We start from the raw sequence: 20,194 nt of genomic DNA, 5'->3' as shown, positions 1-20,194 counted from the left end.
TGATTTGCTTTCAATTAATGAACTTACCTCTCAAAGTACAAATAAACATCAAGCTAAGTGGCTGCATCAATTATATTTTTATGTTTCTCAAGATAAATAATCGTATACTGCACGTACCCCATATAAAATTGATATATGACGATGACGTTATCAAGAAAGAGTATTGAATATCATGGTAGTCGCATTTTTGCTTTAATCTTCGGCCTAACTCTGCATTTAGTCGCAACACCAGCCTTAGCACAACCATCGCAATCTTTATTACTCTCCGGCGACATTATTAGCCAAACTCAACAGTTGAGTGTTCGTGAGCAGCTCAATGTAATCAGTAATATTAATTCTCAACGTTCCGCGGAAGCAAAAGCACTAATTGAGTCACTTGAGCAACAACATAATCAACAACCATTAGCCAATATCAACGCACTGCGCTTAACGCTACTTCATTGCTTTAATTTGCTGGAATTTGGTGAGTTTAATCAGGCAATCACCTTGGCAAAACAAGGGGAGATGAAGGCCAGACAGTTTAAATACGATACCGCTCGCCCTTATTTCATTCAGTGCCAAGCCGATGCACACCAAAGCCTTGGCAATACGCTACAAGAACAACAACTCACCGAAGAAGCGCTTCGTTTAGCCAAGCGTTACTCTGAGAAGCAAGCAATTGTAAATAGCCTTTATGCCAGAAGTAGACAAAATACTAGCCTAGAAAATTATAATTCGGCCATTGAAGACTTGCGTTTTGCGTTAGATATTTATGATGAAGCACAAAACCAATTTCAGCATTGGTACTTGTTGCCCAAATCATTTATACAATCAGAAATATCTAATGTATTTTTCTCTATGGGAGATTATGAAGATGCTCTACATTTTTCCGAAGCGGCTTATAAAGATACTTCCTTTTTTGGAAAAATAAAATCCACAGTGACAATCAATCTAGCACTTATACATATTGCGCTAAATGATAAAACCAAGGTGCTGTATTATTTAAATTTGGCCGAAAACTTCAGTAAAGATTTAGATATAAGCTCAGAGAGGGATGCAGCAAATCAATATGCCTTACTTGCAATAATTCATTTATACGTTGGCGATTATGATATTGCTGAACAACTCGCACATTCGAGCATCGCTCTTTTCATGAAATACCAAGAGCCTCTTTACGTTATGCGCATCAAGCGCACCTTAGCCAAAGTGTATTTTGCACAACATAAAGATATTCAAGCATTGTCGCTACTTAATGAGATTATTGAACAAGCAACTGAACTTAAACAATTTTCTGATTTAGAAGAATTTAACCAAATTATCAGTCAATACTACGCTGAACAAAAGCAGTTCGAATCCGCTTACCAGTTTCAAGTGCAGCGTTTTGATGCCGCCAAACAAGCTGCAGCTAAGTTAAACAATGCTCATTTTATGCAGTATAAAGCCAGAATCACCGCGCAAAGTGAAGCCAGCACAATACCAGAAAAACCGCTCAATAATATCAACCAAAATTTAACCATTGCAGTGCTAATTATTTTATTCTTATCCGTTGGGCTAGTGCTGTTTTTAGTCAGAAAACCAAAGCATCTTAATATTGAGGAGCAAGAAGAAAGCCAACAACAATGTATCGATAATATGTTAAATAGTGCCAAGCAAGGGCACTATCAACTGACGTTATTACTACTCAATATCAATCATATAAATACCATGGACTTGGCATTTATCATCCCACGCCTCAAACATACTCTCAGAGAGCAAGATAAATTGTTTCGTCATAACACTGATGAAATCATCATCATACTGCCACACACATCCCCCGCCGGGGCCGCAAGAGTGGCAACCCAAATTGAACAAGTCCTCAGCGAATGGAAAACGGCCCTCAAAGTCAATATCGGCATAGCGGGTTTACAACAACTCGATACTTTTGACGTACTAGTAAAAAAAGCGGTAATTAATCAACTGAATAAAATAAAGTCTCAGGAAACGTCTTATTCTCATGACGAAAATTAACCGCTTAACCTTGGGTCAAATATTCAGTGATTTCATCTAAAAACTCGCCGCCAAAGCGATCAAGCTTTATTTGACCAATGCCGTTTACCGCCAACATTTCTCCTGGACTGGTTGGCAGCATGGCGCACATTTCAGCCAGTGTGGCATCGTTAAAGACTAGGTATGGAGGAATGTCATTTTTCTCAGCCAGTTCTCGGCGCAATAATTTTAACCGAGCAAATAATTTACGATCATATTGCTGTGGAGCGCGTGAATTAGGCTTACGCTTAACATCAAGTAATTGAATCCTTGGTTCCGCTAACATGAGCGATAGCTCAGCTTTTAACACTGGTCTGGCGGCAGGATTGAGCTTAATCGCAGAGCCGCGGGTAATATCCTGACTCATCAAACCCAAATGGATTAACTGACGAATAACACTGAGCCAAAACTCAGTTGATTTATCTTTACCAATACCCCACGTCGATAATTTATCATGGCCTCTATCGACAATATTAGCCGCTTTAGAACCACGTAATACTTCAATAACATGGTGAATGCCAAAGCGTTGCTGCAAACGGTAAATACAAGACAGCACTTTTTGCGCATCTTCAGTGCCATCGTATCGTTTCGGCGGTGCCAGACAAATGTCACAGTTACCACAAGGCTCAGAGGCGACTTCATCAAAGTAATTTAGTAACACTTGGCGGCGACACGTTTGCGCTTCAGCAAATGCAGCCATTGTATGTAATTTATGAAATTCGACCTGCTGCTGTGGGCCTGGTTCAGATTGCTCAATTAAATGCCTGACTCGGCCTATATCTGCTGGATCAAACAGCATATAAGCTTCAGCATCTAAACCATCACGGCCAGCTCGACCGGTCTCTTGATAATAGGCTTCAATGCTTTTAGGAATATCGTAGTGCACCACAAAGCGTACGTTAGATTTATTAATCCCCATACCAAAAGCAACCGTCGCGACCACAATATCAATTTGATCTTTGAGAAATTTATCTTGAACGTTACTGCGCTCTTCTTGACTTAATCCGGCGTGATAAGCTTGAGCATTAAACCCTTGCAAGCGTAAACGTTCAGCCACTTCATCTACTCGGCGCCGACTACTGCAATACACAATACCATTGGTGCCATTTTGAATAGTTAAGAACTGACGCAGCTGATTGGTTGCATTGAGTTTTTCTGCCACGGTATAACGAATATTAGGGCGATCGAAACTCGATAATAAGGTATAAGGCGTCACCCTTAAGCGCTCGCAAATGCTCAAACGCGTGGCATGATCTGCAGTTGCAGTTAAGGCCATTAAAGGTAAATAAGGAAAATATTCTTTTAACTGACCTAATGCAGCGTATTCAGGCCTAAAATCATGACCCCATTGGCTAATACAATGCGCTTCATCTACAGCAAACATTGAAATATTTACTGATTGAAGACGCTCAATAAAATCAGGACGCAACAAACGTTCTGGCGACACATACAGTAATTTAATCTCGCCAGAATGAAGTTTACGTAATACCTCAGCACTTTGTTCACGCGGTAAAGATGAATTGAGATAGGCGGCGGATACACCACTTTGCATTAAACTGTCGACTTGGTCTTTCATCAACGAAATTAACGGCGATACCACTATAGTCACGCCAGGCAGTACAATAGCAGGCAATTGATAACACATACTTTTGCCGCCACCGGTAGGCATAATCACAAGCGTATCTTGGCCTTGTAAACTTTGCTCAATGACTTCTCGCTGCCCTTCACGAAAGGCACGATAACCAAAAACTTGCTGTAAGCTTGCAGCAAGTACATCTTGCTCTGTCGTCAACACATCTGAGGACGCAATATTGGTCGAAATCGGAGTATCCATTCACACAACATCATCATTAAAGGGGCTCTCATTTTAAAGCACTCAGCCGCAGAAGTCTTGGGCCAAAACACCTTTGTCTGTTTTCAGACAAGATAGATGATTGAGTCAAGGTCACTTTAGGGTTAGATTAAATACTCTATGACAGTACGTTTTTCAAACCAACGTTCACTATAATAATAATAAATCGACAAGGATTGCTCATGACCACCTCTATTCAAACTCAGGCTTTACAGCAAGTTGCTGATATTTTTGATCAACATGTCCCATTTCATAATCTACTCGGGTTAGACATTAAACATTACGACATCAATGGGGTTGAAGTCGTAATAAAAATGAAGCCCGAGCTAATTGGTAATATTCATCAAAACATTCTTCATGGTGGGGTTACTGCAACATTGCTTGATGTTGTCGGCGGGCTAACAGTATTTGCGGCTCTAGTAGCGAGTAAAGAGGATTGGACTCTTGAAGAACTGCAACAACGTTTAACCACCTTAGGTACCATAGATATGCGAGTCGACTTTTTACGTCCAGGTCGCGGTGAAGTCTTCACTGGTACTGGAGCGGTTATCCGTTCAGGTAACCGAGTATCGGTATGTCGGATGGAATTACATAATGAGCAAGGAGTTCATATCGCCTTTGGCACTGGTACTTATATGGTGGGATAAGCGCAATATATAAACCAAACAACCAGCTTATAAAAGAATTAGCTTAATCACTTGTGTCATCCAAAATGGCGACCTACAATCGCCATCTATTATTTTCCTGCCCATTATTGACTCACTATGCCTGATTTAGAATACCGTAAAGGAGTGTTACTGGCAGTTTGCGCTTACACCATTTGGGGTGTCGCACCACTGTATTTTAAACTTTTACATCATGTCCCCGCGACAGAAATATTAATGCACCGTGTAATTTGGTCATTCATTTTTATGATTATCATGATGCAGTTTATTGGTGGTTTTGGCCGTCTACGCCTGATACTCAAACAACCTAAACAACTTTTAGTACTGTTTGTCACTTCAGTGCTAATTGCAGCTAATTGGCTTATTTTTATCTGGGCGGTCAATAATGACCATATGCTTGATGCCAGTTTGGGATATTTTATCAATCCGCTTTTTAACGTATTGCTTGGTATGGTATTTTTAGGTGAACGTCTGCGTAAATTACAATGGGTTGCAGTCAGTTTAGCCAGTATTGGCGTACTGGTTCAATTAATATCTTTTGGATCAATTCCATTGCTATCATTGGCATTGGCTGCCAGCTTCGGCTTTTATGGTTTATTACGAAAAAAAGTAAATATCGATGCTAAATCAGGATTATTAGTCGAAACAGCCATCTTATTACCTATCGCCCTCGGTTATCTATTCATCACTTTAGACAGCTCGACAACAAGCATGCTGGCCAACACTCTCGACCTCAATTTACTTTTAGTCGCTGCCGGCATTATTACCACTATCCCATTACTATGTTTTGCTGGAGCGGCGGTCAGAATTCCCTTTTCAATTTTGGGTTTCTTTCAATATATTGGCCCCAGCATCATGTTTATCTTGGCGGTGAAATTATTTAATGAACCGTTTGATATTGAGAAAGGTATTACCTTTGGCTTTATTTGGGGTGCATTGATTATCTTTATCGGCGATATGCTACTGCAACGTCAACGACGCAATACTGTAGCAAAAGCCCAAGCATAATAGGCCATTTATAACCATTTAATGGCAAGTCACAAAATTGAATCAAAAAAATGCCGGATTTATCCGGCATTTTTTTGAGCTGTTTATCCTATCGTCGACACTATAAATCTAAAGCAAGGATCTTCGAGCGACGCTGATAGTTATAAAGCTGCTTTTTCTTGTTCGGCAGTTCTTCAACATCGACAATACTAAAACCATGCTCTAAAAACCAATGAATGCTACGAGTGGTTAACGCAAATAAACGGGAATAACCGCGCACGCGTGCCTGACCAATAATATTATTGAGTAACAAGCTACCACGGTCTGCATCACGATAATCAGGGTGCACCACAAGACAGGCAAACTCACCGGCATTATCTTCTTCAAATGGATACAATGCCGCACAGCCGATGACTAAATTGTCACGCTCAACAAGCATAAATTGCTCTATTTCCATTTCAAGTTGCTCACGAGAGCGACGTACCAAGATACCTTGCTCTTCTAAAGGTCGAATCAGGTTTAAAATGCCACCGATATCGCTAATGGTTGCGCGGCGTAAACGCTCAGCACTTTGAGTAACAATTTGCGTACCTATGCCTTCGCGCGAGAATAACTCTTGTAACAAGGCGCCATCTTCTAAATAACTCACTAAATGACAACGTGGTACGCCTCGGCGGCACGCTTCAACACTGGCTTTTAAGAAAGCGATAGTCCCCACTGAAGTATGATCATCCTCAGACATTGTCTTGAGCATTTCTTCGATATCATCTGGCATAAGTTCGGCAATCACTTCGCCATTTGCGCCTAAAATACCGTGGCTATCACTAAAACCAATAATCTTATCGGCCTTTAACTTAATCGCGACTTGGGTCGCCACCTCTTCAGCGGTCAGGTTAAAGCTTTCACCAGTAACAGAAGCCGCAATCGGCCCCATTAATACAATACCGTTGTTATCTAATTGGCGGCGTAACCCTTGTGCATCAATACGACGTACTTTGCCACTTAAACAAAAGTCGACACCGTCATCAACACCCAGCGGTTGCGCAATAACAAAATTACCACTGACTAAGTTAATTTGTGCATTCTGCATTGGCGTATTACCTAAGCTCATCGACAGCCTAGCGGTAATATCAAATTGAGTCGCCCCCGCAACCTGCTTGATAATCTTTAAGGTTTCATCATCAGTAATACGAATACCATTATGGTATGCAGGCTCAATTCCAGCAGCCTTTAAGCCGGCATCTATCTGTGGTCTTGCACCATAGACTAATACCACTTCAATCCCAAGCGAGTGCAACAAAGCCACATCATTCAAAATACCGCGGAATTGTGGATGCGCTAATGCTTCGCCACCCAACATGACGACAAAAGTTTTACCTCTATGCGCATTAACATAAGGAGCAGAATGACGAAATCCATCAACTAATTCAGTGGTTCTCACGGGCAAATTCACCTCGGTATAAATTTGATGTGCATTAATGATTATGACAAAAAATGTCACACAATGATTTGTAGTGCCAAAAGGGAATGGTATTGCATTTTAATTCACTTTTAAAGCATTTTATTTCACTTAAAGTAAAACAGAGTGTCTCAAATTTATATGAAAAAATCATTACAGCCAAAAAGTTAGCTTATTTTTACTGTGAATAATACTTTACGCATATATTTATAACATTACATTAAACTTTAATAACAATCCTCAAACATCATCACATAATAATAATGACCACAGAGCTTGATTCAATGCCATAAGATTAATCATGCACCACACATAGTAAACAACTACGCAGTACTGACAACTCAGCAGCTTAGTCACCATTTGAGTTCACCTGCTTATGCAACAGTTTAGTATAGACTATTTTCAAACGGCCATAAAAAAAGCCCCAATTAAGGGGCTTTTTTAAGAATCAAAAATCAATTACTTGATTTTAGCTTCTTTGTACATAACGTGCTGACGAATGACTGGATCAAATTTCTTGATTTCCATTTTTTCAGGCATGTTACGCTTGTTCTTTTCAGTAGTGTAGAAGTGACCAGTTTTAGCAGTAGATACTAATTTGATCTTCTCACGATTACCTTTAGATTTAGCCATTTTCTATTATACCTTCTCGCCACGGGCACGAAGTTCTTTAACAATCACTTCGATACCTTTCTTGTCGATAATACGGATACCTTTAGTAGATACACGTAATTGCACGAAACGCTTTTCTTCTTCTAACCAAAAACGGTGGTTTTGTAGGTTAGGTAAAAAACGACGACGAGTCGAATTTTTTGCGTGCGAACGGTTGTTACCAACCATTGGCTTCTTGCCAGTTACTTGGCATACTCTTGACATGTCAATCTTCTCCAAAACAAATTTTTAACGCTCGAGCATTAATGTGCCTCGTATGGCCGTCGCCCGAGGCACAAAGAGGGCGCATTTTATACACGATTGACCATATAAGATCAAGCAGTGTTTATACAATCCACCCTCGCTCGGCAAAGGAGACTATCTCCTGATCACCTACAACCATATGATCTAACAAAGAAACATCTATGGTTGCCAATGCATTTTTTATTCGCTCAGTTATTCGCCGATCTGCCTGACTTGGCTCAGCAATGCCAGACGGGTGATTGTGACACACAATTACCGCTGCCGCTTTTTTTTCCAAAACAAGGCTTACAACCTCGCGAGGATAAACAGAAGCAGAATCGATGGTGCCACGAAATAATTCTACAAATTGAATGACTCTATGTTGGGTATCCAACAATAGTAAGGCGAACACTTCATAGGATCGGTCTGCCAATTGTCTCATTAAATAGTCCCGAGTTAAATCAGGATTTGTCAAAATTTGTCCTCTTTGTAGATTTTCATGCGCAATTCGCTTAGAAATTTCCGCTGCAGCCTGTAATTGAGCATATTTTACCGGTCCAACACCGGCTAATTTACAGACTTGGCTTTTAGGTGCACTCAATAAACTGCGCAAACCACCAAACTGATGAATCATGTTTCGGGCTAAATCCACCGCATTTTGACCTGCCAGACCATTACGTAATATTACCGCGAGCAATTCTGCATCCGAAAGATGTCCTGCACCCTTAAGCAATAATTTTTCTCGCGGCCCTTCTCCTTGTGGCCAATCTTTAATTCCCATGAATGTCCCTTATATTCAATGTGGCATTACACTTAGCGTACTCAATCGACTCAAGTCACAAAACAATGACCCATCACAGCATCAATAAGCGGTCACTGTCATTTTCAAAAAGAGTTCGAATCAATTACACAGTATGGTCGATATTTTTGAGATTGGATCTACGTAACTTGTCACAGGTTTGTGATATTGTTAGCCGAAATTAGATTTGAGTCGGATAATGTGCATCATGCTGACAAATAAAAAAGTATTACTCGGAATTGGTGGCGGTATTGCCGCTTACAAAAGTGCAGACCTTATTCGCCGCTTGAAAGAGCGTGGCGCAGACGTACGTGTCATTATGACCCAAAGCGCCATGGAGTTTATTACCCCATTGACCATACAAGCGCTCTCTGGCAACCCAGTAGCCTCTGATTTACTCGATCCCGCAGCAGAAGCGGCTATGGGTCATATCGAACTCGCTCGTTGGGCTGACGTTGTTCTATTAGCACCTGCTACAGCTAATTTAATTGCACGTATTAACGCTGGTATGGCGAATGACTTACTAACCACCACCTGTTTAGCCACCAGTGCGCCTGTTATTGTATGCCCAGCAATGAATCAACAGATGTACCAAAACATCACCACTCAAGAGAACCTAGCCAATTTAGCCCGTAAAGGCCTCATCATCTGGCAGCCAGCATCTGGTAATCAAGCCTGTGGTGAAGTCGGCCCAGGCAGAATGCAAGAACCCACTGCGATGGCAGAACAATTAGTACAATTTTTTGGCCCTAAATCACTCTGCGGCCATAACGTGATTATAACTGCGGGCCCAACACGTGAAGCCATAGATCCAGTGCGATATATCTCGAATCACAGCTCAGGGAAAATGGGTTATGCATTAGCGCAAGCAGCGGCTGAAATGGGCGCCAAGGTGACATTAGTCTCTGGTCCAGTCAATTTAGCCACGCCTTCAGGCGTCACGCGTATTGATGTTGATTCAGCACAGCAGATGCTCGAAGCTGTAATGGGCCAAGTTGAACAACATGATATTTTTATCGGCTGTGCCGCAGTGGCTGATTATCGAATTGCAGCTGTCGCGGATCAAAAAATCAAAAAATCAGCTGAACAAATGCAACTTGCGCTGGTACGAAATCCTGATATCTTAGCCGCGGTAGCTCAGCACGCTATCCGACCTTTTACGGTCGGTTTTGCTGCTGAAACAAACGATGTCGAACAATACGCTCGCGGCAAACTACAGCGCAAAAAGCTTGATATGATTGCCGCCAACGATGTTTCTATTCAAGGCTTAGGCTTTAATGCCGATAGCAATGCACTACAGGTATTCTGGCAAGATGGCAGCCAACAACTGCCGGCAACAGATAAACTGACCCTAGCGCGCCAATTACTTACATTGATAGAACAACAACTAAAAAAATCATGAAAACACCCATTGAACTAAAAATTATCGACTCGCGTATTGGCAGTGAGTTTCCATTACCCGCCTACGCAACTTCAGGTAGTGCAGGCATGGACTTACGCGCCATGACCGACGCGACTATGGTGATTGAACCTGGTCAAACGGTATTAATTCCAACCGGTATCGCTATTCATATTGCCGACCCCACCCTTGCGGCGGTAATTTTGCCGCGCTCAGGCATGGGCCACAAGCATGGTATCGTTTTAGGCAATTTAATCGGATTAATAGACTCCGATTATCAAGGGCAATTAATGGTGTCATGTTGGAACCGAAGTGATAAACCATTCACACTCGAAATAGGCGACCGTTTAGCCCAATTGATGTTTGTACCCGTTGTACAGGCAGCATTTACACTAGTGGATGAGTTTAATAGCTCAGATCGTGGAGAAGGCGGATTTGGTCACTCAGGCACCAAATAACCTTTTCAAGTAGTCACTGAGCCAAGGAACAGATAATGGCTGAAAGCCCTAAAATAAATCGCCGTGAGCATATTTTACAATGCTTAGCACAAATGCTCGAAACCAGCCCTGGTCAACGTATAACTACAGCCAAACTGGCCGCAGAAGTGGGTGTATCTGAAGCCGCACTTTATCGACACTTTCCTAGCAAAGCACGGATGTTCGAAGGCTTAATTGAGTTTATTGAAGATGCTATATTATCGCGTTTAAACATCATCATGGACGAAGAAAAAGACACTATGGTTCGCTGCCAATTAGTGCTGCACTTATTATTGGTATTTTCTGAACGTAACCCAGGGATCTCGCGAGTATTAAATGGCGATGCGTTGTTGGGTGAAAACGAACGTTTACGCAGTCGTATCGATGTGCTTTTTGCAAAAATAGAAACCCAAATCAAACAAATTTTACGAGAAAAAACCTTACGTGAAGGCGTAGGCTTTAATATCGATGAAGCCATTCTGGCTAACTTGTTACTCGCCTTTGCCGAAGGCAGAATTTCACAATTTGTCCGCAGTGAATTTAAACAAAAGCCAACCCAACACTTTGATGAACAGTGGACCTTTATTCAGCAACAGTTGTTGAGAAGTTAACCGTCTTTAGGGCTGTATGCTGTTAACATGTAGCCCTAGATGTTAAATCATTTAAAACCTATATCCACCTAATTCTGCTGAATAATTAGTCGACAACTCTTGCCCCAAAAACTCAGATAAAATACAATGCCGTTACATTTTTAACATTAATTACACGGACTGTATTTATGCTGCGCATTTTATACCTCACATGTTGTTTGCTCGTTCTATTTACCACCCACACTTTTGCTGCTCCACAAATTAAAGACTTTAGTGCTGATTCAGAGTTTTCTGGCGTTAAAATTTCACCCGATGGTAAGCACCTTGGTGTGATCCTAATCGAAGATGAAAAACGCACTTTGCTCATCCTTAACCTTGAATCGATGAAGCCAACGTATGCGGTTAAATTCAGTGGCGATGAAGAAGTGGGCAGTTATTATTGGGTCAATGAGGAAAGGGTTGTGTTACAAAAACTCTATAAACATGCTCAACGTGAAGTGTCCGATTACTACGGTGAACTATTGGCAGTCAATTTTGACGGCAGCAAATCAAAATACCTATTTGGTTACAACAGTGATACATCAGCAAGTACAAAAATAAAAAGTAATGGTGGTATTCAAGCGACTGCATTCGTATTAGATACTTTAAAGGATGATAAAGACGATATCCTTGTAATGGCTTACCCTTGGAATAAGCAGAATTATACATATACAGAAGTTTATCGCGTCGATGTTTACTCAGGTAAACGAAAACGCCTTACCACATCACCGGTCGCAAATGCAGGTTTCTTAGTTGATAACAATGAAAACGTGCGCTTTAGTTTTGCCAGAGACAAGAAAAACAATGATCAACTCTTCTACTATGAAAATGATGAATGGGTTGATGCTGAGAGAATTAAAGGCGGACTAACCGATTTCTACCCTCTTTCGTTCACCGAAGACAACAAATCGATTTATGCTATTGCTCATGGTGAAGGCGCGACTAGCGCTATCTATGAAGTCGAACTCGCTACAGCTAAACATAAAAAAATCATCCAACATGATGTTGTCGATCCATTTATGACATGGGTAAGTGACCAAACAAACACCCTTTACGCGGTAGAGTTTGAAAACGGATATCCTGAGTATCAATTTGTCGACACTGAGAGTGCTAAAGCCAAAGCATTGCAACAGCTAATGGCTGCAATTCCTGATCACCGTATTCGTATCGTCAGTGAAACTATTGACGGTAATACCCTTATTGTTATGGCAATGAATGACAGAAACTCTGGTGACTATTATTTATTTGACCGTAAAAAGCTCAAACTTAAATTCTTGTTCGCTGAAAATGCTGCCCTAGACCCTAGCGATATGTCTGAAGTACGTCCAATCAGTTTTACTAACCGTGATGGTGTGACGATTCATGGTTATTTAACCCTACCTCGTGGCATGAAAGAACATAAAAACATGCCTCTAGTGGTTAACCCTCATGGCGGCCCACATGGCCCGCGCGACTTGTGGGTATTCAACTCTGAAAACCAACTGTTAGCACAAAATGGCATTGCCGTATTACAGGTTAACTTCCGCGGTTCGGGTGGGTACGGTAAAGCATTTGAAGAATCAGGCTACTTGGCTTGGGGAAGCAAAATTCAATACGATATTATCGATGCGACCCAATATGTTATCGATCAGGGTTATGCCGACAAAGATAGAGTGTGTATTTCTGGCGGCAGTTTTGGTGGATACTCAGCGCTAATGAGCCCAATGCTCGCGCCAGATATGTTCAAATGCGCAGTAGGCGTTGCCGGTGTTTATGATTTAGAACAAATGTATAAAACCGGTGATGTTCCTGAATCTTATGGAGGAGAAGCATACTTGGAAGAAGTGTTAGGTACTGATATCCAACGCCTTCGTGAAATGTCGCCAACTCACAATGTTAATAAACTGAAAGCAAAAGTGTTATTAATTCATGGTGAAGAAGATGAGCGCGCGCCTATTGAGCAATTTGAAGCAATGGAAAAAGCGTTAAATCAAGCCAACTACCCATTCCAAAAAGAGATATGGAAAAAGGAAGGCCATGGTTTTTTTAACGCCGAAAACCGAGCAAAATATTACGAAATCACACTCAAATTCATCAAAGAAAACCTAAACGTAAAGTAGTTATCGCTTAAACGTTTAACCACAAAAGGCCGATACCTGACTAAAAGGGTCGGCTTTTTTGTTACCCGTAGTATTAATTTAGCGCAAATCGCGTTATTCTCCTCGTCCCTTAACGGGCACCCAAGTGGGTATTAACGTACACTCATATAAACAGTGATATTGAGTAGTTGGAGGATATATGGCACTCAGTGAAGCCGCAATAAAAGTACAAGCAGCACTAAAAGACCGTGGGCTAGAAACCCCGATGTTGCCAAAAACTTCCACGCCAGAACAACGTAAAGTCAAAATTGAACACCATATGCGTGAAATTTTGACCTTAATGTCACTCGACTTAACCGATGACAGCTTGGCTGATACTCCACGCCGCATTGCTAAAATGTATGTCGACGAAATCTTCTCGGGGCTTGATTACGAAAACTTCCCTAAGATCACGGTTATCGAAAACAAAATGGGTGTTGATGAAATGGTCCGCGTACAAGATATCAGTCTTACCAGCACCTGCGAACATCACCTAGTGACCATTGATGGCTTTGCCACTGTGGCCTATTTGCCCCGTAGCAAAATTATTGGCTTGTCTAAAATCAATCGTATCGTGCGATTTTTTGCCCAGCGTCCACAAGTGCAAGAGCGCCTAACCCAACAAGTGTTAGTGGCGTTGCAAACATTACTTGAAACCAAAGACGTAGCAGTAAAAATGGATGCGGTACATTACTGCGTAAAATCTCGCGGCGTAATGGACTCAACCAGCTCGACCACGACCACTGCATTGGGTGGTATTTTTAAATCAAACCCTGCAACCCGCGCCGAGTTTTTACACCAAGTAAAATAATGTGTGTAAACAAAACGCCAATAAAAACGCAGCCACCTAATTTAATAATCTAGGGGCTGCGTTTTTGTATTCATGGTGAAAAAAGACTAAATCCCGTATTGCTCACGATAAGCGCTAACTGAAGCAAGTTCTGCTTCCATACCCGGCTTTTCAGACAAGTAACTGATTAAATCAGCAAGCGTAATTATCGACACAATCTGACAGCCAAAATCGCGTTCAACTTCTTGAATCGCCGACAACTCGCCTTTGCCTTTCTCTTGGCGATCAAGTGCAATCAACACGCCTGCAAGTTGGGCATTGTGGGCATTAATAATTTCCATCGATTCACGAATAGCCGTACCAGCAGTGATCACATCGTCCACCAACATCACTTTGCCTTTTAGCTCGCTGCCCACCAAACTGCCACCTTCGCCGTGGGTTTTGGCTTCTTTACGGTTAAAGCAATAAGGAATATCTACATCGTGATGATCACACAAGGCAACAGCCGTAGTAGTCGCAATCGGAATACCTTTATAGGCTGGGCCAAATAACAAATCGAATTCAATTCCTGAATCCATTAACGCCGCAGCATAAAAGCGGCCTAAACGCGCTAAGTCTTTACCCGTATTGAATAATCCGGCATTAAAAAAGTACGGGCTCGTACGGCCAGATTTAAGGGTAAACTCACCAAAACGTAATACTTGGCGGGCTAAAGCAAACTCAATAAATTCGCGTTGATAGGCTTTCACGGTTATTCCTCTTTCATCAAATTTTAGACTAAAAAAAAGGACCGTAATCGGTCCTCATTTTTCAACAGCATATTAACTTAACGCAGCTTTTTGCACATCGACAATTTCGCGAATACTGTTTTTAGCTAACACTAACAACTCAAGTAACTCTTCATGGCTAAATGGCTCGCCTTCTGCAGTACCTTGAATTTCAATAATTTTACCCGTTTCAGTCATCACAACGTTCATGTCAGTTTCTGCAGCGCTGTCTTCAATGTATTCTAAATCACTGATCGCTTCGCCTTTATAAATGCCCACACTAACAGCAGCAATTAAAAACTTAAGTGGGTTAGCTTTAATAATGCCTTTACCACGAGCCCAATTAAGTGCATCAACTAATGCGACACAAGCACCAGTAATAGCCGCAGTACGCGTACCACCATCAGCTTGAATAACGTCACAATCAATAACGATGGTGTTTTCACCTAACAATTTCATGTCCACAGCGGCACGTAATGCACGACCAATTAAACGTTGAATTTCTTGGGTACGGCCAGACTGCTTACCACGAGCCGCTTCACGGTCCATACGGCTATGAGTTGAACGCGGTAACATACCATATTCAGCAGTTACCCAACCTTGGCCTTGGCCTTTAAGAAAACGCGGAACGCCTTCAGTGAAACTGGCAGTACATAATACTTTTGTGTCGCCAAACTCAACTAAAACAGAGCCTTCAGCATGTGCAGTAAAAGAACGCGTAATAGTGATAGGGCGAGTTTGAGCTGGTGTACGGTTACTTGGGCGCATGAAAAGTCCTGTAGTCGAATTCATATCAGATTTGAGCACATATTATAGAGCTTCACGCCGTTAGATGCCATGGTAAGCAGCGATAAGCCACAAATCTATCGACTAATCCTTTAATCCGGTTGGCTAAAACGGCTATAATCACTCCACATTCGCGTAATAACATAACAGGACACTCCATGATCCAAAGCATGACAGCCTACGCTCGTATCGAGCACAAAGCACAATGGGGCACCGCCTCATGGGAAATCCGCTCAGTCAACCAGCGCTACCTAGAAACCTACCTGCGCCTACCTGAGCAGTTTCGCAGCTTTGAACCTGTCTTACGTGACCGCTTACGTAAACGCCTGAATCGTGGCAAAATCGAAGTTAATTTACGTTATGAACTTGCCGACAACAGCAGTAATGAATTACAGCTAAACCAAGCGCTAGCAAAGCAGTTGTTAAGTGCTGCAAACTGGTTAAAACAAGAAGCAGGACAAGGCGAACTCAGCTTAACTGATGTGCTGCGTTGGCCTGGCGTGCTGTCCGCTGCAGAACAAGATATGGATAGCATCGGTGCCGATTTAATGATCGCGTTTGACAGTGCTATCGATCAGTTTATCGAAGCGCGCGGCCGTGAAGGTGAAGCCATTAAAGACATGCTACTTACCCGTTTAGACGGTGTAATGGAGCAAGTAAAGGTTGTGCGTGACCACATGCCAACCGTCATGCAGTATCAACGCGACAAACTGACTAACCGCTTAGCCGATATCGCAGGCGAATTAGATCCAGCCCGTATCGAACAAGAAATGGTGTTATTAGCGCAAAAGCAAGATGTCGCCGAAGAAATGGACCGCCTTGAAGCTCACGTAGCAGAAGCTCGCCGCATTCTTAAAAAAGGTGGTAGCGAAGGTCGCCGTTTAGACTTTATGATGCAAGAGTTTAACCGCGAATCAAACACCCTGGCGTCTAAATCAATCAGTGCAGAAATCACTTCTGCCGCTGTAGAATTAAAAGTATTGATTGAGCAAATGCGCGAGCAGATCCAGAACGTAGAATAAATTTTTAGCCTGTTTTAACAGGCTAAAAATGACCAATAAAACCCAGCATTTGCTGGGTTTTATGTTTTTGCAGGAGTTTGATGGTTTACTATTGTTACGTCAAAATTGGTGACTAAATTAAACTAGGATCTGCACTACAAATAAATCTGGGAAGCATTTTCCCCTACTTGTCCTTCCGTTGGCGCTACAACCAAAAAGTTTGATCGCAACGCACTTTAGATGACACTTTACCTTCACCTCATTTTTCTACGTGTTGATGACCAATGCTTAAGCTACAGCCGATTAAAATTAATCACTTAAAGGTTTTGTTTTTAGATAATAGCGTTGAAAAACGCGCAGGCGCACTAATAGGAGCTCTGTTTATTAACCTTAGGTTTAAAAAACAACAGATACAATAGTTTACTTAAACCCCAATAGGCAAAAACACTAGCTAAAATGGCGATAAATGAAAACTGCGCAGGCAGCCATTGAGTTGCATTATCTTGATGAGAAAAAGAGAGTGATAGCAACCCACCATTATTATCCAGCCAAATGCCAACTTCAGGGTTGAATATATGCATTATTCCCATAATAAAAAAGATAAACGAAATAAAATATCCAAAGCCAAAAATAGCAGTTAAAGACAAGTGTAATAAGCTTTTTTGAGTAATTTGTAATAAGCTTTTTAATATCGCTTTTGGGTGCCCTTTAGCGACACTTTGCGCATGCAAAATATCTGAAATTAATGGTGTCAGGTATAAATCAGGCTCACCTAAACGGTCAATAGCATTAATAATTCTTTTTTCTTCACTTTCAGCGCCATCATTTAAAGCTGACTCATATAGATGGCTTAAAATTTCCATCTTAATATCATCTTTTTCACTTACCGATAAAGGTGCTAACTTGTGATTAAGTTCGCGCTCAAAGTTACTCCATAATTTTTTAGATGTTTCACTTTTAATAGGAAATTGATGTGTCATGATTGCATCACCATTTTTAGCACTGAGCTATGCGTATTAGTCCAAATTACTTTCATTTTATCTAAAGTCTCAATACCAGCGTCGGTAATTTGGTAATACTTACGTGGTGTACCAACCTCGGCTGTTTTCCATTCTGTTTGAACTAATCCATCACGCTTTAAACGGTTAAGTAACGGATAAAGCGTTCCTTCGGCGACTTCTATTGAAGTAAGATTTTTAATCTCCGACGCTATTTCGTAACCATAACTCATGTTTTGTTTTAACTTTAATAAGATAATAAATTCTAGTAAACCTTTACGAAATTGAGGTAACCATCGGTCAATGATCTGATCAGAAAGCATGGCATAGTTATCTTTAATAATTTAATCATGCCTACATAGTAAAACGATATACATACCATTGCAATTTCTGTTCGGTATTACTTTAAAAATGTTGTTATTAGTCAAAGATAACCTAGGTCGCTTTATAAACATATCATCTAAACTCCATGATTACTATGCCAAATAAATTTAACTACGTACATTGTATTGCTATGTATATTTTATTGAACTAGACTACCTAGCAATGCAATGTACATAGTATGGATTTTAGGTGATCAAATGAATATTAAAAATATAGCCATTATAATTCTAACCTTGGGTTTAATAAGCCATGTCCAAGCTAATGAATATGACGTAACCGAAATATCAAAATTAATGGCTTCATATGAGCAACTTGGTCGTTTTAATGGTGCAATAACGATTAAAAAAGACGATAAAATTATTTATAGCCGGGGTTATGGATCCGCGAATGTAAAAACTGAGGTTAACAATGATAGTGATAAAGTATTTGCAATAGGTTCAATTTCAAAGCAATTTACCGCTAGCGCCATATTATTATTAGCCCAACAAGGTAAATTATCATTAGCAGACCCCATAGCGACATACCTACCCTATTATCAAAATGAAGTGGGTCAAAAAGCGACTATTTACCAACTGTTAACTCATACTGCAGGTATTCCAGATCCTATGGATACGGGTAAAGGTATTGACGGTGATAATGATCCACTCATGCACGAGAAAACCTTACCTATAGCAAAGAAATCATTAATTGATAGCTTTAAAGATCTGCCTAACTCATTTGAACCAGGCAGCCGTTATGAATACACCAATACCGGCTATATTTTATTAGCTGACATTATTGAGCGAACATCAGGAAAAACTTACGCTGATTACCTAAAAACCTACCTTTTCGAACCTGCTGGCATGAAAAATACTAGTGCATTCAGACCTGACAATAGCCCGCTGTTAGTCGAGAGCTATAGCGGCATAGGTTCCGACAAAGTACACACCACTAAAATAGACAACAGTTGGTTAGTCGGTGCAGCAAGCCTTTATTCAACCACAGGAGATTTGTTCAAATGGGTAGATGCAATGAATGCCCATAAAATATTCAAAGACAAGAAGTTTGATTATTTACTCTCTAACCCTGTGGATTTGAGAAGAAATAATGAGTTTTATGGCTATGGCATGGAAATGACAACATTATGGGATCAAAAAGCCTATCGCCATGATGGTGCAACAGCAGGCACAGTGGCAGATTTCATTTACCTTCCAGAGCAAAATATCACCATTATTATATATATGAATCATGTACATAATGTTAGTAATATTGACCTCTCAATTGATATGAGAAAAAAAATTATTCAACAAGTTTCAGGCATTTTGTTAGCCCATAAAACGCCCGACATAGTGTCTTTAGTAAGCAATAACACCATAGATTTACAGCAATATGTAGGCCGTTATGCGTTTGATGATGACCATCAAATAGCGATAACACTCAAAGATAATACTTTGAAAATTAACACCATTGGCTTAAAAAATTGGACATTATATAACTTAGCGCAAGTGACTCACCTACCACCAGATCAACTCACTGACACAGCCACAAAATTATTTAACCTGCTTAATACCAATGAGTTAACTAAATTAGCTGAAATTTTTGATGAACAAATGGCCTCTGCACCGCTCGATGTTTTTCAAGGGTTTTGGCAGCAATTAGAAGCAGAACTGGGCGCTTTAGAAAGTCACTATAGCTTTTCAAAAAGTAATGATAATGACGAGATCCAGCAGCGACTAATTTTTGAAAAAGGCATTGTAGATATGTCGGTCTTTTTCGATAAAGATGGAAAAATTAAAGGCATTCAAAACTCCTCACCAATCCCCAAAGAAGAGAATGGTTTTACATCTAAACTGCTCAGCATAGAGGGTGATAAGTTACTCATTGACGGATATGTTATAAAGCAGCATCAAGATTTAATTCTTAAGTTTACCCGTAATAATAAAAATCAAATCACTGGCTTTAGCTACAACCAAATGGTCGAACATCAAGCAATTAAGCAATAGTAACTTCCCCCCCGTGACTTCACTGTGATCACGGGGGGCTTCTCGACATATTTGACTTACCGCCTTTTACTACATCTTCCAAAGCCTTATCAGATAATGATCTTTTAACATCAGAGGCTGGCTGCTGATGTCCCACTAGCAGTAATGCTCCAATACAGTGCGCCTCAATGGATTTTTAAAGTAATAATCATCCATGCTAACGCTG

General features: G+C 40.8%; 19 protein-coding genes. 10 read left to right on the top strand and 9 right to left on the bottom strand.

Annotation, left to right across the window (positions count from 1 at the left end; all coding sequences use genetic code 11):
- Positions 1–141: 141 nt before the first annotated feature.
- A complete protein-coding gene (locus tag H5123_RS18505) occupies positions 142–1,986 on the top strand; it encodes a diguanylate cyclase domain-containing protein (RefSeq protein WP_182698909.1) in 1,845 nt (614 codons plus the stop codon).
- Positions 1,987–1,990: 4 nt separating this feature from the next.
- Here H5123_RS18505 and recQ read toward each other — a convergent pair whose 3' ends face one another.
- Complete coding sequence (gene recQ / locus H5123_RS18500; protein ID WP_165870194.1) at positions 1,991–3,838, bottom strand: DNA helicase RecQ; 1,848 nt, start codon at positions 3,836–3,838, stop codon at positions 1,991–1,993.
- 200 nt (positions 3,839–4,038) lie between these two features.
- Here recQ and H5123_RS18495 point away from each other — a divergent pair, with 200 nt between their 5' ends.
- On the top strand, positions 4,039–4,503 hold the full coding sequence (locus tag H5123_RS18495) for a thioesterase family protein (RefSeq protein ID WP_124018360.1): 465 nt from the start codon (positions 4,039–4,041) through the stop codon (positions 4,501–4,503).
- A 117-nt stretch (positions 4,504–4,620) separates the two neighbouring features.
- Positions 4,621–5,529 carry an EamA family transporter RarD gene (gene rarD, locus H5123_RS18490; protein ID WP_182698908.1) on the top strand — a complete coding sequence of 303 codons (909 nt, stop codon included), beginning with the start codon at positions 4,621–4,623 and terminating at the stop codon, positions 5,527–5,529.
- Between the two features lie 100 nt (positions 5,530–5,629).
- On the opposite strand, the gene argA is transcribed toward rarD, so the two are convergent.
- The 4 genes from argA to radC all read right to left on the bottom strand — a co-directional run bounded on the left by argA (position 5,630) and on the right by radC (position 8,642).
- Entirely contained in the window at positions 5,630–6,949 is a 1,320-nt protein-coding gene (gene argA / locus H5123_RS18485) for an amino-acid N-acetyltransferase (RefSeq protein WP_124018358.1), read from the bottom strand.
- A 477-nt stretch (positions 6,950–7,426) separates the two neighbouring features.
- Positions 7,427–7,600, bottom strand: coding sequence for a 50S ribosomal protein L33 (gene rpmG / locus H5123_RS18480; protein ID WP_124018357.1), 174 nt, complete (start codon positions 7,598–7,600; stop codon positions 7,427–7,429).
- A gap of 6 nt (positions 7,601–7,606) precedes the next feature.
- Positions 7,607–7,843, bottom strand: coding sequence for a 50S ribosomal protein L28 (gene rpmB, locus H5123_RS18475; protein ID WP_011639236.1), 237 nt, complete (start codon positions 7,841–7,843; stop codon positions 7,607–7,609).
- A 121-nt stretch (positions 7,844–7,964) separates the two neighbouring features.
- Positions 7,965–8,642 (bottom strand): DNA repair protein RadC, encoded by a 678-nt coding sequence (gene radC, locus H5123_RS18470; protein ID WP_124018356.1) that lies wholly within the window; start codon positions 8,640–8,642, stop codon positions 7,965–7,967.
- A 217-nt stretch (positions 8,643–8,859) separates the two neighbouring features.
- Here radC and coaBC point away from each other — a divergent pair, with 217 nt between their 5' ends.
- The 5 genes from coaBC to folE all read left to right on the top strand — a co-directional run bounded on the left by coaBC (position 8,860) and on the right by folE (position 14,092).
- The gene (gene coaBC / locus H5123_RS18465; RefSeq protein WP_220487689.1) at positions 8,860–10,062 is read left to right on the top strand and encodes a bifunctional phosphopantothenoylcysteine decarboxylase/phosphopantothenate--cysteine ligase CoaBC; all 1,203 of its coding nucleotides are present in this window, start codon (positions 8,860–8,862) and stop codon (positions 10,060–10,062) included.
- Positions 10,059–10,517 carry a dUTP diphosphatase gene (gene dut, locus H5123_RS18460; RefSeq protein ID WP_182698907.1) on the top strand — a complete coding sequence of 153 codons (459 nt, stop codon included), beginning with the start codon at positions 10,059–10,061 and terminating at the stop codon, positions 10,515–10,517. Before coaBC ends, dut begins: the two co-directional genes overlap by 4 nt.
- 35 nt (positions 10,518–10,552) lie before the next feature.
- Positions 10,553–11,146, top strand: a complete 594-nt coding sequence (gene slmA / locus H5123_RS18455; RefSeq protein ID WP_182698906.1) for a nucleoid occlusion factor SlmA — start codon at positions 10,553–10,555, stop codon at positions 11,144–11,146.
- A 167-nt stretch (positions 11,147–11,313) separates the two neighbouring features.
- Positions 11,314–13,263 (top strand): S9 family peptidase, encoded by a 1,950-nt coding sequence (locus H5123_RS18450; protein ID WP_182698905.1) that lies wholly within the window; start codon positions 11,314–11,316, stop codon positions 13,261–13,263.
- A gap of 178 nt (positions 13,264–13,441) precedes the next feature.
- Positions 13,442–14,092 carry a GTP cyclohydrolase I FolE gene (gene folE, locus H5123_RS18445; RefSeq protein WP_124018352.1) on the top strand — a complete coding sequence of 217 codons (651 nt, stop codon included), beginning with the start codon at positions 13,442–13,444 and terminating at the stop codon, positions 14,090–14,092.
- An 86-nt stretch (positions 14,093–14,178) separates the two neighbouring features.
- Here the strand turns inward: folE and pyrE are convergent, their stop codons facing one another.
- Together pyrE and rph are read right to left on the bottom strand one after the other, a co-directional pair.
- Positions 14,179–14,820, bottom strand: coding sequence for an orotate phosphoribosyltransferase (gene pyrE, locus H5123_RS18440; RefSeq protein ID WP_124018351.1), 642 nt, complete (start codon positions 14,818–14,820; stop codon positions 14,179–14,181).
- A 72-nt stretch (positions 14,821–14,892) separates the two neighbouring features.
- Positions 14,893–15,606 carry a ribonuclease PH gene (rph, locus tag H5123_RS18435; protein WP_011639245.1) on the bottom strand — a complete coding sequence of 238 codons (714 nt, stop codon included), beginning with the start codon at positions 15,604–15,606 and terminating at the stop codon, positions 14,893–14,895.
- Positions 15,607–15,782: 176 nt separating this feature from the next.
- Between rph and H5123_RS18430 the strand changes: the two genes are divergently transcribed.
- Complete coding sequence (locus H5123_RS18430) at positions 15,783–16,646, top strand: YicC/YloC family endoribonuclease (RefSeq protein ID WP_124018350.1); 864 nt, start codon at positions 15,783–15,785, stop codon at positions 16,644–16,646.
- A 344-nt stretch (positions 16,647–16,990) separates the two neighbouring features.
- Here the strand turns inward: H5123_RS18430 and H5123_RS18425 are convergent, their stop codons facing one another.
- Positions 16,991–17,605 (bottom strand): hypothetical protein, encoded by a 615-nt coding sequence (locus tag H5123_RS18425; RefSeq protein ID WP_124018349.1) that lies wholly within the window; start codon positions 17,603–17,605, stop codon positions 16,991–16,993.
- Positions 17,602–17,946 (bottom strand): PadR family transcriptional regulator, encoded by a 345-nt coding sequence (locus tag H5123_RS18420; protein WP_124018348.1) that lies wholly within the window; start codon positions 17,944–17,946, stop codon positions 17,602–17,604. The genes H5123_RS18425 and H5123_RS18420 overlap by 4 nt, the downstream gene beginning before the upstream one ends.
- Before the next feature lie 258 nt (positions 17,947–18,204).
- On the opposite strand from H5123_RS18420, the gene H5123_RS18415 reads away from it, so the two are divergent.
- Entirely contained in the window at positions 18,205–19,989 is a 1,785-nt protein-coding gene (locus H5123_RS18415; protein ID WP_182698904.1) for a serine hydrolase, read from the top strand.
- Positions 19,990–20,194 lie beyond the last annotated feature (205 nt).

Source organism: Shewanella sp. SR43-4, assembly GCF_014163845.1.
GTDB lineage: Bacteria > Pseudomonadota > Gammaproteobacteria > Enterobacterales > Shewanellaceae > Shewanella > Shewanella vesiculosa.
This window is presented reverse-complemented; position numbering and strand designations above follow the sequence as displayed.